This is a genomic window from Neobacillus endophyticus, assembly GCF_013248975.1.
Classification (GTDB): Bacteria; Bacillota; Bacilli; order Bacillales; family Cytobacillaceae; genus Neobacillus; species Neobacillus endophyticus.
Genome location: NZ_JABRWH010000001.1, coordinates 899,250 through 915,757, shown reverse-complemented (window position 1 = coordinate 915,757; position 16,508 = coordinate 899,250). Strand labels below are relative to the sequence as shown.

General features: G+C 43.1%; 11 protein-coding genes. 7 read left to right on the top strand and 4 right to left on the bottom strand.

The window, feature by feature from the left end; all coding sequences use genetic code 11:
• Positions 1 to 168: 168 nt before the first annotated feature.
• The gene (locus tag HPT25_RS04495; protein ID WP_173060533.1) at positions 169 to 2,232 is read left to right on the top strand and encodes an Ig-like domain-containing protein; all 2,064 of its coding nucleotides are present in this window, start codon (positions 169 to 171) and stop codon (positions 2,230 to 2,232) included.
• Between the two features lie 233 nt (positions 2,233 to 2,465).
• Positions 2,466 to 3,308, top strand: a complete 843-nt coding sequence (locus tag HPT25_RS04490) for a YitT family protein (RefSeq protein WP_173060530.1) — start codon at positions 2,466 to 2,468, stop codon at positions 3,306 to 3,308.
• 190 nt (positions 3,309 to 3,498) lie between these two features.
• Here the strand turns inward: HPT25_RS04490 and HPT25_RS04485 are convergent, their stop codons facing one another.
• Both HPT25_RS04485 and ilvB read right to left on the bottom strand, forming a co-directional pair.
• Complete coding sequence (locus HPT25_RS04485; RefSeq protein WP_173060527.1) at positions 3,499 to 5,601, bottom strand: molybdopterin-dependent oxidoreductase; 2,103 nt, start codon at positions 5,599 to 5,601, stop codon at positions 3,499 to 3,501.
• Positions 5,602 to 5,737: 136 nt separating this feature from the next.
• Complete coding sequence (gene ilvB / locus HPT25_RS04480) at positions 5,738 to 7,402, bottom strand: biosynthetic-type acetolactate synthase large subunit (RefSeq protein WP_312857268.1); 1,665 nt, start codon at positions 7,400 to 7,402, stop codon at positions 5,738 to 5,740.
• A gap of 250 nt (positions 7,403 to 7,652) precedes the next feature.
• Between ilvB and HPT25_RS04475 the strand changes: the two genes are divergently transcribed.
• From HPT25_RS04475 to HPT25_RS04465, 3 genes are all read left to right on the top strand, one after another.
• A complete protein-coding gene (locus tag HPT25_RS04475; RefSeq protein WP_173060524.1) occupies positions 7,653 to 8,183 on the top strand; it encodes a hypothetical protein in 531 nt (176 codons plus the stop codon).
• Positions 8,184 to 8,255: 72 nt separating this feature from the next.
• Complete coding sequence (locus HPT25_RS04470; protein ID WP_173060521.1) at positions 8,256 to 8,933, top strand: response regulator transcription factor; 678 nt, start codon at positions 8,256 to 8,258, stop codon at positions 8,931 to 8,933.
• Positions 8,934 to 9,037: 104 nt separating this feature from the next.
• The gene (locus HPT25_RS04465) at positions 9,038 to 10,366 is read left to right on the top strand and encodes a sensor histidine kinase (RefSeq protein WP_217269626.1); all 1,329 of its coding nucleotides are present in this window, start codon (positions 9,038 to 9,040) and stop codon (positions 10,364 to 10,366) included.
• A 29-nt stretch (positions 10,367 to 10,395) separates the two neighbouring features.
• On the opposite strand, the gene HPT25_RS04460 is transcribed toward HPT25_RS04465, so the two are convergent.
• A complete protein-coding gene (locus HPT25_RS04460) occupies positions 10,396 to 12,276 on the bottom strand; it encodes an N-acetylmuramoyl-L-alanine amidase (protein ID WP_173060515.1) in 1,881 nt (626 codons plus the stop codon).
• 496 nt (positions 12,277 to 12,772) lie between these two features.
• On the opposite strand from HPT25_RS04460, the gene HPT25_RS04455 reads away from it, so the two are divergent.
• Together HPT25_RS04455 and HPT25_RS04450 are read left to right on the top strand one after the other, a co-directional pair.
• On the top strand, positions 12,773 to 13,381 hold the full coding sequence (locus HPT25_RS04455) for a transposase (protein WP_173060512.1): 609 nt from the start codon (positions 12,773 to 12,775) through the stop codon (positions 13,379 to 13,381).
• Complete coding sequence (locus tag HPT25_RS04450) at positions 13,366 to 14,886, top strand: YifB family Mg chelatase-like AAA ATPase (protein ID WP_173060509.1); 1,521 nt, start codon at positions 13,366 to 13,368, stop codon at positions 14,884 to 14,886. The genes HPT25_RS04455 and HPT25_RS04450 overlap by 16 nt, the downstream gene beginning before the upstream one ends.
• A gap of 186 nt (positions 14,887 to 15,072) precedes the next feature.
• Here HPT25_RS04450 and HPT25_RS04445 read toward each other — a convergent pair whose 3' ends face one another.
• Entirely contained in the window at positions 15,073 to 16,452 is a 1,380-nt protein-coding gene (locus HPT25_RS04445; protein WP_246277136.1) for a S1C family serine protease, read from the bottom strand.
• Positions 16,453 to 16,508: the final 56 nt, after the last annotated feature.

The window sequence follows — 16,508 nt, the reverse complement described above, 5'->3', positions numbered from 1 at the left end:
CAATTTCTTTTGCCTTGTTTCCTATTAATCAAGAAAGAAGGTCCCGACCTCATATATATGGAAAAACTTTTCAAAGACTAAATAAGTTTTTTTGATATATCAAAGATTGATAATTTGGTAGAATATTAATAATAGAAAATCAGATTAAATGAAATGGGGTATAGGATTTTGCGCAAATTGACAGCTATGGTTCTAGCACTTCCGCTGCTGCTTGCCCCTGCTACGGGATATGCTGAAGGTTTAGGAAGTACCGTCTTAAAGTCAGGAAAAATGGAGCAGCCGGAGAATGCTGCCCGAACACTTAAAGATGTTGCTTATACTCCGAGCCCATCAAGTAACTTAAAAAGCAGCACATCCTTAGGTGACCGTTATGTTGTGATCAGTAATGAGTCAACAGATGAAATATCCTCACAGTCTACGGGAAGTCTGGAGCTTAAAAGTTTAAAAACAGGATTAAAATCCGGCACTTATCAGGTAGATTACAATAAACCTTTTGACGGAACCGTTAGCCAAAATAAAGTCATTCGCAAAAGTATGCTAACAACCACCACGGTTTACCATGTGGGCGATAGCAAATTGTTTTGGGTAACCGACTTGAACACGAACCAAAATTATCAAATCAGTGCCAGGTTAGCTTACAGTGGAACGAAAGCCCAGGTTTGGGTGAATAATAATCAAATTTCGGACACAGATGCGGCCAAGCTGGGGGCGGAATTTGATACGAATATTTATCCGGAAGTTACCAACAATTTTGGAGCGGCACCGGATATCAACCATGATGGAAAGATTAATATTCTTTGCTATGACATTCAGGATGATTTTGCTGAAACCGGCGGTTATGTTGCCGGATATTTCGGGGCTGAAGATTTATATAACACGGCACAATCTAATAAATCGGAAATTTTTTACATTGACACCTACCCAACGATGGGTACTGGTACGACAAAAGATGTCACTCAAGCATACAGTACATTGGCACATGAATTCCAGCATATGGTGAATTTTAACCAAAATGTCCTTGTTGAAAAAGGAGATCCAATGGATACATGGCTGGATGAAGGCTTGGCGATGGCTTCGGAACAAATTTATTCGGGACATGGTCAAGAGGACCGGTTAGCGTATTATAACGAGTCTGCGGCAATTCGCAACGGGCAGTCGCTGTTATATTGGGATGATGCCGGCGACACATTGGCTAATTATTCTTTGTCCTATTTATTTATTCAGTATTTAAAAATTCAGTGCGGTCAAGGGGATCGGATTTTTAAAGAAATCATCGATGATCCTAATAATAATTATAAGGCTGTTGAAGATGTGGCGAAAAAGTATATCAGCCCGAATATTACGTTTGGAAAATTAATGACGGATTTCCGTATTGCCTTGTTGTTGAAATCTCCTACAGGCCTATACGGTTTCAAAGGGGATCCGTTCTTTGATTCTATTAATCCGCAAATCTTCACTGGCAGCACCACCAATCTAAGGGGCGGGGGGGCTGTTGTAGAAAGTTTTAACTCAGCAGAGGGCTTTTCTGTTCCTGTCAACAAAGGCGCTAATGTCACTTATACCTTTTTGAATAAAGACCAAGGAACTGGGCCGGCGAATCCATTACCTTTAAATACCCCTGTTGTGAGTACGATCTGGAATAGCGATACACAAGTAAAGGGAACAGCGGATCCAGATACTACTGTTTCGGTTTATGTTGGACAAAAGGAAATTGGCATTGCCTATACGAGTAGTTCGGGGGCATTTACGATCAATATTCCGCAGCAAGCTGGCGGGACGGTTGTTCAAATTTTCGAAAAAGATGATTCAGGGAATGTAAGCTCAGCTGCATCCATTACCGTGAAGACTGTTCCATTGGAAGGCTGGGTGAAATCGGGCGGAAGCTGGTATTACTATAATCTATCTACCGAGAAAAAAGTGACGGGCTGGCTTCAGGTGAACGGAAAATGGTACTACTTCAATGGAAATGGTGTAATGAAAACCGGCTGGCTGCAGAGCGGCAGCACATGGTATTACCTCGACGCAAGCGGCGCTATGAAAACGGGCTGGGTGAAAATAGGCACCAAATGGTACTATCTAGCATCCAATGGCGCCATGAAAATCGGCTGGATCCAAACCGGCGGCAAATGGTACTACCTTTACAAAGACGGCTCAATGGCCTACAACACCACCATCAACGGCTACAAACTTGGAGCCGGCGGTGCCTGGGTCGGCAGCTCCAAGACCAAGTAAAAAAATGGTGCCTGACACCATAATCCCAGGGCATCCTAATTGTCCATCCCAGGTGGACATAATGGCGGTTTTGTCCACGGGCGGTGCCTGACACCAATATTTGAAAAAATTTGTCTACCACAGTATTAGATACTGTGGTATTTTTCGTATGAGGGGGTCTTATAGATTATGAGACTATTAGAGAGTGATTTGTTTTTAGCAATGATTGGCATGGGGAAAAGGGAGTTATAGAGATGAAAAAGACGTTGAAAGATTTATGGCTGATTTTGTTCGGATCCCTTATTTATGCGGTGGGTGTTAACTATTTCACAATCCCAAATCGGCTGTCCGAGGGCGGTATATTGGGGATCACGATTGTGGCCCACTATTTGTTTAATTGGTCGCCGGGGGTGGTCAATTTTATTTTAAACGCCCTACTGCTTGTTGTAGGCTATAAGTTTTTTGAAAAACGGGCATTTACGTATACGCTCATTTCCATCGCGGCATCCTCGATCTTTATGTCATTGACAGAAACGATTGAAAAACCGTTAACCCACGATACACTGCTAGCCTCCATTTTTGCCGGGTTGTTGGTTGGGGCAGGAGTGGGCTTTGTTTTTCGCAGTGGCGGAACGTCAGGTGGAACGACAATTTTGGCTAGTTTGGCAAATCAATTTTTAGGTTGGAGTATGGGGAAAGCTGTTCTTATTATGGATATTGTCGTTGTCACTGGCTCAGTCTTTATTATCGGATTGGAAAAATCGATGTACACACTTCTGGCGGTATATGTTGGAGCGAAAGCCATTGACTTCATTGTTGAAGGGTTAGATGAAAGAGTGGCAGTGATGATCATCTCCAATTCACCCGAGAAGGTCCTGGAGAATATTACAAGTAAAATGTCACGTGGACTCACCGTATTGGATGGCCGTGGCGGTTACACGGGACAAAACAAAGAGGTCCTCTATATTGTGGTTAATAAACAGGAAATCGTCCAGTTAAAAAATATCATCCAGGAAGTCGACCAAAACGCCTACGTCACCGCACATAATGTACATGAAATGCTGGGTAAAGGCTACAAGGCCTATAAAACTACTTAAACAGCAGCAAATAGAAGAGAGGAGTGTACCCTACTTCTCTCTTCCTTTTTTTCTTACTATCATATTATTTTGGATATATTTTCCTAAATGTCCTCCCAGCGTGTACAAAGAGGCTATTTGTCCACGAGCGGTGCCTGACACCACCGAATGACACCGCCAAAATGAGACAGCACCAAAATGAATGACCCCGTTAGATCTTTTCTACATTTACTCTTCCGGAGAAGAAGACGGCACCGCCCCCCATGTCGGCGATTCGGTCGGGGGTGAGTTGGTTGATGAGGTATTTGGCTGATTGGACATATGTGTCAGCACGGCCTGCAGAGCTGACCGGGGCTCCAGCATATGTTGACTCCGCGGCATCTGCCCACAGTCCTTGTGTGACGACGACTCCTGGGAGAACCTGTTCGCCAACCGCTGCTTTGATCATACACTCACCACGAAGATTCCAAACGCGGACTAAATCGCCATCCTTGATTCCCAATGACTCAGCATCCAATTGATGCATAAACAGCCTAGGTTCTTTTTCGAGAGAAATGTGCTTACTGTTGTTTGAAAAAGTAGAGTTCAAGAAATGATGGGTCGGTCCCGGGACAAAGCTAAACCGGAAATCCCCGTCGTCTGCCAAAGGAATATAGGTTGGGAGTGGCGGATAACCGTCCTGCTTCATCCTCTCAGAATATAATTCTATTTTTCCGCTTGGTGTAGGTAGAGCGCCAGAGAACAGTGGTTTGGTTTGTGCTTTCATATACGTTTTCTCCACCAAATTTTCATAGCAGATTCCTTCCAAATAAGGGTTTTGCGGATGATCTAAAGCTGAAGCGATCATTTCTGCTTCTGTTTCTGCAAAAACCGAATCCGTAAACCCCATCCCCGCCGCCAACAAGCGGAAAACCTCCACATTGGACTTCGCCTCTGCAAATGGTTCGATCACCGGTTGTTGAAGCTGAATGTAATGGTGCCAATACGAGGTGTAAAAATCCGTATTTTCAAACGAGGAAGTGGCTGGTAAAACAAGATCAGCATATTTCGCCGTTTCTGTTAAAAACAAATCATGTACAACCATAAATAAATCCTCACGGGCAAGACCATTACGGACCTTATTGCTCGAAGGAGCCACCACCGCAGGATTCGACCCGTACACATACAGCGATTTTACCGGCGGGTTCAGATCCATTAAGGCATCACCAAGCTGGTTCATGTTAATGACGCGGGTATGTTTATTTTTCAAAAGGTCCGGACGCTGCAAGCTTTCACTATTAAAAGCAAGGTATCCAGAGTTCCCCTTAATGGCACCTCCGCCTTTCACAAGCCACTGACCGGTTATGGCCGGCATACAGGAAACAGTCCGGACGAACATCCCACCATTATCATGATGCTGAGGCCCATTTCCAATCCGAATATACGCCGGCGAAGTGGTTCCATACATACGAGCCAGCTTATATATATCTTCGACAGGTACGCCAGTGATTTCAGCGACCTTCACTGGATCGTATGAAGCGATATGTTCCCGGAGTTCTGTGTATCCCACCGTATATTTTTGTAAAAAATCATCATCAACCATATTTTCAGCAAACAAAATATGCATGAGCCCTAAAGCGAGGGCGCTGTCGGTTCCAGGATAGATCGGAATAAACCAATCTGCCAATCTCGCAGTCTGATTTTTTTGAACGTCAATGACCACAATTTTGGCGCCATTTTGCTTGCGGGCCTTTTGTGCCAGGACAACCTGATGCATATTGGTACTGGCCGCATTAATTCCCCAAAAAATAATCAGCTTGGAATGAATGGTGTCCTCTGGATCGATTCCGAAGCTGCCGCCCATTGTATATTTGTAACCGACAGACCCTGCGGATGAGCAAATGGCTCGGTCCAACTGCGAGGCGCCGAGGTGATTCCAAAAACGGCGGTCGATACCTTCCGCTGCAATCCTGCCCATATTCCCGTAAAAACTGTAGGGGAGAATGCTTTCCGGCCCATCCGTTTGTATCATCTCTTTCCACCGAGTTGTGATCGTGCTAATAGCTTCCTCCCAGCTGATCGGGGTGAACTTTCCCTCTCCTTTTTGTCCTATCCGTTTCAGAGGCGTTTTCAACCTTTTTCCATCATAGATTCGCTCCGCCATATTTCGGACTTTGTTGCAGATATTTCCTTGGGTGACGGGATGATTCGGATCTCCCTCCACCTTTACAATTTTTCCATCCTTTTTGTGGAGGAGCAGCCCGCATTGGTCTGGGCAATCGAGAGAGCAGACGGATCGAAAAATGCCGTTTTGTTGATTTTTATCGTCAGACATGAGTTTTTCCCCTTTTGTAAATTTTTACAGATCAACCATTCTATTAAAAATATACTAACGCAGTCTGCTCGCAAATGTCACTAATAAAAAAGACTGAAAAAAAAACCACTCGTTAAAGAGTAGTTCTATTTCATTTTTAGCGCGATAAAATTAGCTGATGGTTACTGTGATTTGGCGGCACAATCGGATAAACGTTCTCCTCTTCGACCACATTGAATTCCATCAATACAGGCCCATGATGCTTTAATCCAGCCTCAATCACCTGCTGTGCTTCTTGGCTGGAATGAGCATAATAACCTGGAATGCCATAGGCTTCGGCTAGTTTGGAAAAATGAGGGGAGCTTAATTTGACGGCCGAATAGCGGCCGTTGTAGAACAACTCCTGCCATTGGCGCACCATACCAAGATAGCCGTTATTTAAAATCGCCATTTTTAGCGGCAGTTCGTATTTGACCGCTGTCACCAATTCTTTTAGATTCATTTGAAAGCTGCCATCACCGGAAACACAGAGAATGGTTTTTTCTGGGAAAGCAGCCGCTGCGCCAATTGCTGCAGGCAGCCCATAACCCATTGTCCCTAAGCCGCCTGAACTTAAAAAGGTCCTCGGCTTTGAAAAGCGGTAATGGTGAGCCGTCCAAATTTGGTGTTGCCCAACATCTGTTACGACAATGGTTTCGTCACCGGAATACTTGGCCAGGGTTTGAATCACGGTCTGTGGGCTTAAGAAACAGTTAGATTTGTCAAAACGTGGCACAGTCCGTTTCCAATCTACCGCTTCATTGACCCAGTCATCTGCATGTTTCCTTATCTGTTCATAGTCCAGTTTGTCTTTTAATTGAAAAAGAAATTCTTTTGCGTCGCTGACAATAGGCAGGTCAGCGGGAATGATTTTATTAATTTCGGCAGGATCGATATCGACGTGAATCTTTTTGGAATTCGGTGAAAAACTACTCACCTTTCCAGTAACGCGGTCACTGAAGCGAACCCCTATACTGATTAAAAGATCACAGTGATGCACCGCTTTATTGGCTGCATAGGTTCCGTGCATGCCAAGCATCCCAAGAAATAAAGGATTGCCAGCCTCCATTGCGCCGATTCCCATCAAGGAGCTGACAACCGGAATCCGCGAATGCTTTACGATTTCTCTTAAATCAATCGCTGCTCCTGATGAGATAACCCCGCCGCCGATAAAAAGGACGGGTTTTTTTGCTTTTTCCATCCATTCCTTGGCAATATCCATCCATCTCTTTTGTGGGATGTCCTGTTTTGAAGGAAGGACTTTCCCCGGTTCTTCACGGGTGGGACTCCCGATGTTGTTTTTCGTTATTTCAATTAATACTGGCCCAGGTCTTCCATTCGTGGACATTTCCAGGGCTTTTTTTAGCTCTGGCTGGAGGGTATCTAAATCATTTATAGGGAAAGAGTACTTTGTAATCGGCATGGTCATGCCTATGATATCTAACTCTTGTGCTGTTTGACTATTGCTTGGGTTTAATGGTGTTCCGGCAATCACAACAAGTGGCACAGAGTCGCTGTAGGCTGTTGCGATCCCTGTAATACTATTTGTAATCCCCGCTGCTGTTGTCAGAAAAACGACCCCCGGTCTTCCAGTTGCCCGGGCATAACCATCTGCAGCGTGAACAGCAGACTGCTCATTTTGCAATAAACAACACCGGATACCCGATTCCTCAGGTGGAATAATCCCATGATGACTGCAGCTAAAAACGCAATCTACCCCAAGAATACGAAACGACTCAAACGCAATAGAATTCCTAACTCCTTTACTTACCAACACACTCACCCAATTTCATCGATTTTAAAATATTTTAAATTATCAGTCGAACAAAATATGTGATATATCTCTCAAACCCTAAAACTTTTTTAAATACAACGTGTCCACCCTAGGAGGACAATTGTCCACCAATGGTGTCAGGCACCAATTTTCAAAACTCATTTTCACATACTTTTCACACATATCTTCCGAAGTTTTGCCGGGTCCAGTGGTTATACTTGAATTTGTAAGCAGGACATGTTGAAAGGAGTGTTGGTTGATGAATGTGAAGAAAGGTTTGATTGCAGGTGTTGGGGCTGTGATGCTACTGGGAGGTGCTTATGGTGTCCATGGGGTGTATGCGGCGACGTCGACTTCAAGTGATTCGTCCCAGGTTACTACTAGTGCTCAAGCTGGCCATTTAGGGAAGAGGCTTCAGGTGGTGAGCCAATATAAAACGCAAATTCATCAATTGAATCAGCTGCGGGAGGATCGTCTTGAATTAAAGAAACAAATTCTGTCAAAGCGTGATCAGCTGTTGGATTTGGAGATTGCGGTCAAACAGAGCGGCGATAAAGAGAAATTAAAACAGGCGAGAGCAGTAAAACAACAAATTAAGGGTCTTCGTGAGCAGCTTAAGCCACTTTTAAAATCCCAGCGGAGCGAAGCAAAGACATTGAAACAGACTTTGAAAAATGGCGGTGATGCCAGCGAAGAATATCAGACAGTCATCTCAACAGCGCAACAAATTAATGATAAATTGAATCAAGTATCTGCGGATTTAGATCAGTTAATTTCCATTCTAAAATAAGGTATTCCTGAAGAGATAGTGGTACTGCGCTATCTCTTCTTTCATATATAATGAAGTTGAGGTGAAACGATTATGAAGCATATCTTTGTCATCGATGACGAAAAAAACATCCGAGACATTTTACAAAAGTATATAGAAAGTGAAGGCTATAAAGTAACACTTTTTTCAGATGGCCGAAATGTCTATGAGGAGATGCAGAGACTGAAGCCGGATCTGCTGATTATCGACATTATGATGCCACATTTGGATGGTCTTGAGCTCTGTAAAAAAATCCGTACCGCAAGCGATATCCCGATTATTTTTGTATCAGCAAGGGATGGGGAGTTTGACCGTATTTTGGGGCTGGAACTCGGAGGGGATGATTATTTAACAAAACCGTTCAGCCCAAGGGAATTAATGGTCCGGATTAAAAATATTTTTAAACGAATGGAAAAAATGGTGAATACCAGCACGCGCACATTAAAAATCCGAGACGTATTCATTGACCTGGATAGAAGATACATTGAAAAGGACGGACAGGAAATGAAATTGACAACAAAAGAGTATGAGCTGTTCGTATTTTTGTCCCAAAACAAGGGCAAACCATTTACTCGGGAAGAATTGCTGGAGTTTATCTGGGGCTATGAATATGCCGGAGATGGCCGGCTGATTGACGACCTGGTGAAAAGAATCCGAAAAAAACTGGAAGTGAACCAATCCAAAGTGGAATTGTCGACCATTTGGGGATATGGGTATCGAATGGATGAGTGAGCAGCGTGAAAATCGGATCTAAGCTATTATTCACTTACTTTATCTTAATTATTAGCATTTTTTTCATCACTAGCTTTTCCTTCCATTTTATCTCAGAACGCTATTTGCTCCATGAAACTGAGCTGCAGCTGCAGAAAGAAGCAAAAGTGGTCAGTGGACTTCTTGATAAAACAGCTCTTTCAAGGGAGGCTGTCCGCAAGAAGTTGAAGAATCGAAAAGCTCTTGCTGTGACAGAACGGTTAATGTCGGCTAAAATGATCATTTGGACTGGGGATCAGACCGTCATCTATACGGATTTTAGAGGCGGGACGCTAGTGGATGTCCTCCAGCAAAGCAACGGGGCAGGGCAGAAATTCGTTTCGAAAACAGCAGTAATTTCTGCGAAAAATGGAATGCCAAAAGGCTATGTAACGCTCGTTGCCAGACTCGACCAAGTTCAGGAGCTTAATCAGCTGATGCGCCGGTCGCAAATTGTCAGTTTGATTATTTCTGCATTAATTGCCGTGATCTTGGGGTTATTTTTCCAAAGAGGGCTGACGAGGCCGATTCGAATGCTGACAGAACAAATGAAACAATTTTCGCTGAAAAGGGCAAATAGGGAAATCCGTCTTCAAACAAATGATGAAATCGGTGAATTGGCGGAGAGCTTTAATGCCTTGTCGCGCAGGCTGAAGAAGTATGATGAAGATCAAAAGGTATTCTTTCAGAATGCATCACATGAATTGAAAACGCCGTTAATGGCCATTCAAGGGAATGCAGAAGGAATTTTAGATGGAATTGTGACTGGCGTGGATGTAAATAAGAGCTTGAATGTCATAATTGCTGAAAGCCAGCGGTTGAAACGGATTGTAGAAGGCATCACGTATTTGGCGAAGCTAGAGAGTGTAGAGGAGAGCTTTACCATTAAACCTGAGCAGTTGGAGACAGTGATCCAGGAAGCCGTGCAAAGTGTTGGCGGCCTAGCAGCACAGAAGGGGATTGACATAGTAGTGGAGTGTAAAGTGCCAGATACTTTAAAAGTGAATGTTGATCGGGAAAAAATAGTTCGCGCCCTCATTAATCTGTTGGGGAATGCTGTCCGCTATGCGAACTCTGTTGTGATGATCAGAAGTCTTTTTGAGGCTAAGGGTGTGCGGCCGGATGAAAAAATTAAACGTGAGTCGAATCGAACCCAAGGGAAAAACGAGCAAGATAAAGCACTAACAGAAACCCTCATCATCGAAGTAATAGATGACGGACCTGGATTGGCAAAGGGAGAGGAAGGAAAAGTCTTTCAGCGCTTCTACAGCGGGCAGGAAGGAGGTTCAGGAATTGGGCTCGCTATCACGAAAGCCATCATCGAAGGTCACGGCGGCACTATTCAGGCAGGCAACGGCAAGCAGGGAGGAGCGGTATTCCGCATTTGCTTAAATGAAAAACCGCCCTCACGATAAATGTGAAGGCGGTTTTGGTGATGTGATGATTATTGATGGAGGAAATTCCCAAGACCGTTAAGGAGCCCGGTGCAAAGTTCGCTTTGGTAGCTGTTGCTTAGCAGATTTGCCCGTTCTTGATCGTTAGTGATAAAGCCGATTTCTACTAGAACGGCAGGGGCGTTATTGCCTCTTATTACCCGGAAACTTTCATCCTTAATACCTCTGGTTACAGCGCCGGTTGTTTTAATAAGTTGAGATTCAAGGCAATCTGCAAGCTCCGTGCTTTGGGCCGGCATGACCCCGTCTACAGAATTATAATACGTTTCAATCCCACTTGCGCTTGCGCTTGTTGAAGAATTGACGTGAATACTTATAAACGCATCTGGTTTAATAGAATTAGAGTATTCCACTCGTCCATCCAATGTTACAAAAACGTCCGTGCTTCGTGTCATATAAACGGTTGCTCCATGAGATCTAAGCAGGTCGGCAAACTTCAAACTTACTTGCAGATTAATATCCTTTTCGTAAACTCCTCCACCGGTAGCCCCGCTGTCATAGCCGCCATGACCAGGGTCGAGGACAATCGTTTTGCCAGTTAAATCTCCAGTTTCTGAAATCCAAACACCATCTGAGGTAAATAAGTATTCTTTTCCATTTATAGTGACTGTGCCTGACTGTCTGACTCCATTGGCATCAGAATAGTACCACGCGTCATCTATCAAGAACCAGCCTGTTTTCAAGGCACCTGAAGAGCCGAAGTAATACCAGTTGTCTTGATTCTGCCACCATCCAGTTTGCATAGTCCCATTTGAATTCAAATAATATTTAGCATTGTTGTAGACGAGCCATCCAGTTTGCATTTGTCCCTGGCTGTTTAAGTAGTACCATTTCCCGCCGTCTAGCACCCATCCGGTTTTCATGGAGTAATCACTGCCGAAGTAATACCAAAAGCCATTTAGTTGAAGCCATGCTTTTTGCAGTTCACCATTCTGATTGGCATAGTATTTTGGGCTGTCGGCACTTGTCCAGCCATTAGAAAAAAGTGTCCCATCTTGATTGAAATAATAGCCATTATCGCCAATGGTTTTTTCACCAATTGTCATGGCACCGTTAGTATCAAAATAGTATGTTTTGCCTTGATCCTGGAACCATCCTGTCTCCATCACACCATTTTGGTCAAAATAATATTTCTTCCCGTCCAATGTTTGCCATCCGGTTTGGATGATCCCATCATTATTCGTTAAATAGCGGTCATTTCCGCTGGTTCCCCAGCCTGCAGCTAGGCTTCCATCCATGTTAAAAAAATAGGTTTTGCCTTCAATAGTAGTAGGTCCTGCAGCAGCTGAACCATCGGTTTGAAGGAAATACTTCTTCCCGTTTACTTCTATCCATTGATTGGACTGCATAACCCCTGAGCTATTAAAATAATAAACTTTTTTATCAATCGTTTGCAGTCCCGAGCCTCGTGCCCCGCTTGTTTTAAAATAGTACTTGTTGGAGCCAAACTGGAGCCACCCAGTTTGCATGGCTCCGCTGTTTTGCAGATAATACCATGTAGTACCCTGCTGAAGCCACCCTGTTTTCATTACTCCGCTTGCATCTAAAAAGTACCATTTCCCGCCCGTAAAGAGCCATCCAGTTTTCATGGCCCCACTATTTTGCAAGAAGTACCATTTGCCATTGTTGAATAACCAGCCAGTCTTCATAACTCCGTTTGTATCCATATAATACCACTGGTTTCCAACGAGTTTCCAGCCCTTCACAGGAGTTTGGTTTTGTAAGTAGTACCATTTCCCATTTACCAACTTCCAGCCAGTGATACTGCTTGCATAAGAATGGGAAGTTCCATATCCAAACGCAAGTACCAAAACGGCTAGTAAAAATACTAGTTTTCTTTTCCACGCAAAGTCTCTTACAAGTTTGTTCATTTCAATCTAAGGCAGCTCAGCCTATAAATGGCTTCCTCTTCCTTGTTTTTCACGCTCCTTATTGTCTATTAAATCCAGATATCTCTTTATATTTTGATATCCTAAATTTTCTATTTTTATATTAAACGGTATTTATAGTTCTGTGAAGGGAATTTCGACATTCTTTTTTTCCTTGAACTGGAAAAAACGCTGATTTAATCGAATTAAATATTTTAAGAGAATGTAGAAATATGATGGAAGTTGAAGGAACTTTATCCTTATTTTACTCCAGAAGTATCAAAACGATGAGAAATACATATTTCCTGGGGAATTTCGTCGAATGACTTAGAAAATCAATCTGATCAATTTTCGACAAATTTGCGAATTATGTAAAATGATGGTTGGAACTCTGTATAATAAAAATTAAGGGATGGTGCCTGACACCATTAAAAAGAAAGCCACAGTGCCAATTGTTTTTAGTAAAACATTTCAAATAAAATTAAAGGAGTGATTGAAGTTGGTACGTCAGGTTCGAACATGGTTTGCCGGTGCAATGTATCATGTGACGAGCAGGGGGATTAGGAAAAGCCCACTATTTATGGAGGATGAGGATTATGAGAGATACTTTGCCATTTTAGAAGAAGCCAAAGACAAATACCCCTTTATTCTTCACAGTTATTGTTTAATGACCAATCATACACATCTCCAGATCGAGACATGCGAAACACCTCTCCCAATCATTATGAAACATCTTAATACAAAGTACGCAAAATTTTTCAATAAAAAATATGATTTCTCGGGTCACGTGTTTGACAAACGTTATGGAGCAGAATTACTGAATTCTCCCGAATATGAAATTGATGTAAGCAAGTACATTCATTTAAACCCAGTCACGGCAGGAATGGTGACAGCCCCGGAAGGATATCCGTGGAGCAGCTACCGTGCTTATGTTTTCAACGAAACAAAACCGCTGATTGATTCCGCACGAATACTTTCCTACTTTCCCGCCCCTCCTGCACAATATTACCTGCACTATATGAAATCCCGAATAACGGACAAAATGATTTGGCAAGATGGAAAGATTTTTATGGAAGAAATGGTGGAAACATTATGTGGGCCAAAGTGACAAGTATTGGATTAAAAGGGATGGAAGGATATCGGATGAATGTAGAAGTAGGAACATATGTTGGAAATGATTCGTTTAAAATTGTCGGGCTGCCTGATATGGCTGTTAAGGAGGCAAAGGAACGGATTCATGCGGCTATCCGATCATTGGGTTATACGCTGATAGGGCAAAAGATTACGATTAATCTCTCTCCAGCTGACCAAAAGAAAATGGGGGCAATGTTTGATCTCCCGATGGCGATTGCTTTACTCCTAAGCTTGCGTGAGTTGGAGGCAGCGCCCTCAGAAAATATAGCCTTTTTTGGTGCGCTATCCCTAGATGGTGCTGTTCAATCAGTGGAAGGGCTGTTACCTGCCGTACTGGCGGCGAAAAATCTCGGAATTCGGAGGATTTATATGCCCTATGATGAAAAATTGCCGTTGCTTGATTTTCTTGATTTGGAAATGATCTATGTAAAATCCCTTCAAGATGTGATTGGCCATCTTTCGGGGCAACGAGTCAATCTCCCACAGTCCAAATATATTAAAAAAACGGAGGATACCTACGCTAGTAGCGAATATTTTGACTTTCAGCAAATTATTGGCCATATCGATGCAAAATATGCTCTTGAAGTGGCTGCTGCCGGGGAGCATCATGTCCTGATGACCGGTCCGCCTGGCTGTGGAAAGAGCCTTCTGGCATCCAGGTTCCCGTCGATTTTGCCTGCGTTATCAAAAGAGGCAGTGCTTGAAGTGATGAGCTTGTATCAATTGAGCCGAATTTCATATAGACAGATTGGTGTCCCACCATTTCGAAGCCCCCACCACTCTGCATCCGGTGTTTCCATCATCGGGGGCGGTCAATATCCAAAACCGGGCGAAATATCTTTAGCCCATCGTGGTGTCTTGTTTCTTGATGAAATTGGAGAGTTTTCAAAAAAAACTCTGGATATGCTTAGACAGCCATTGGAAGATGGGGTCATTACGATTAGCCGGACAAATGCTGTAAATACGTATCCTGCTTCCTTTATCTTGATTGCAGCGATGAATCCCTGCCCTTGCGGATATTCCGGTTCAAATACTCATTATTGCACTTGTTCCCCTAAACAAATTCAATTTTACCAAAACAAGCTTTCTGGACCGCTTAGGGATCGCTTTGATATTCAGCTAATGATAAGTCCTGTGGACTTCGATTTAGCAAACATGGGAGATATGAGGGAATCGTCAAATACGATCCGAAGACGAGTAGAGGAAGCCAGAGAACGACAATATGACCGTTATGGAAAAGAAATTTGCAATGGCAGGGTGCCGTACGAAGTTCTAATGAAAAACATCGCTTTGAAAATGGAGCAGCAAAACAGTATCCAGAAATATCTAATGAAGAAAGGATGGAGCAACCGTGCTCACATCAAAATCCTTCGACTCGCCCGCACCATCTCCGACCTGCAAGCAAACCCGAACATCACCGACCAAAGCATAATTCAAGCTCTCAAACTCCATAGCGGGCCATCCAGCAAGCACCGCTAAAACCGAAAAAATGCTGTGGGAACAACCATTTGCAAATGGATATCCCCAAGCATTTTTATATCATAGCATTATTATTTTATCTGGTATTGGTTTCAGGCACCACGCGTGGACAAATGTGCGCCCGTGGAGGACAGTGTATAAGTGTCAGGCACTATAATCTCTATAGGTGAAGTGTTATTCATTGTTTTATTGCTGTTGTTTTTTCTGTTGTTCTTGCAGGGTGTTGAGCAGGTCCTGCATGTCGATTTTTCCGTCTTTGGCTAGGCTGGCCAATGTGTTCTCTGGAGAGGTTGCCTGTGATTCAGACGCTGTTGAAGCAGGTGGAGGATTTGTGTCGGGTGCTGACGCAACTTCAGGGGTTTTTGGTCGAAATGCAAAAGTGAATACGAGCAGTATTATAATAAGAAGACCAGCTACACCATCAACAATATAAAAAGTCGTTGCGTAATCGGACCATAATGTTTTACTGCTGCCCACCCTTTTCTCTGAATCAGTGATATACCTTTTAATTTCCGAGTGATTAGGATATATTCGCTGAACGGCTTCGAATTTATCTAAAGCATCTTTGTAATAGCCGCCCCAATAGAGTGTCAGGCCTTCTTTATACAATTGATCTACATCGCTGCTTGTATTTTTAACCCCTGCTTGATTGACAAATTCTTTAACCGTATTAACTGGAACAGCGAAATTGAACCCTTGAACTTCTTGGCCGTTTACTGTATCGCCTCTAAAGGTTAGTAAGCCAATGATCTGTCCCTTATCATTAATGACAGGCCCGCCGCTGTTTCCGTGTGTGGCTGCTGCATTTATTTGAATGACCGGGCTGCCTTGTTCTGTTGTTTTTGTCGTCGCAGAAATTTGTCCTTCGTTCATGGTAGATACGAGTGATGAAGCAGGAGATAAAATTTCTGAATCAGCTGCAGCAGGATAGCCGATGACCCAAATACTATCTTGGTTTTGGATGTTATCAGAATTCCCGAGAGGTAGTGTTGGAAGGTTTTTTTCTTCGATTTTCAGTACTGCAACGTCTTTACCTTGACCTATTGGAGGACTATAGGTTTTAATTTCGCCATCAAATTTATCACCGCCAGGCAAATAAACTTTTGTGTGTTTTTCAATGTTTTGATATTTCGTATATACAACCAAATAATTGTAAACAGTGTTATAATCCGCTTTAAAGTAATTAGCCATAACGGTTACCAATTGTTTAAATGCCGTATTGGCAATCTCCTGGTTTGACATTTGCGATAACTCGACGACATGTGCATTAGTCACAATGTAGCCATCAGAACTGATGATGGCTCCAGAACCCGAACCTCCAACAAGCGTTTGATTTTGCAATTGATTAAAAACAGCAGTAACCTCAGGATTATAATCATTGAACTGCCAAGTCACGATCGCATAATCGACAATCCTTACCACTGCAGGCTTCGAATATTCAGCAAGTTTTTGTGCTTGAGAAATACTCCCGGCAGAGGGCTTTATATTAATTAGAACAAATGAAGTCACCATCATAGCCACAAGCAACAAACTAATTGGAATAGTAATATAGGCCCGCTTCTTCAAATAAACCCCACTCTCCCTATTTTGGAATTTTTGAAATCCATAACAAGTATATTCCC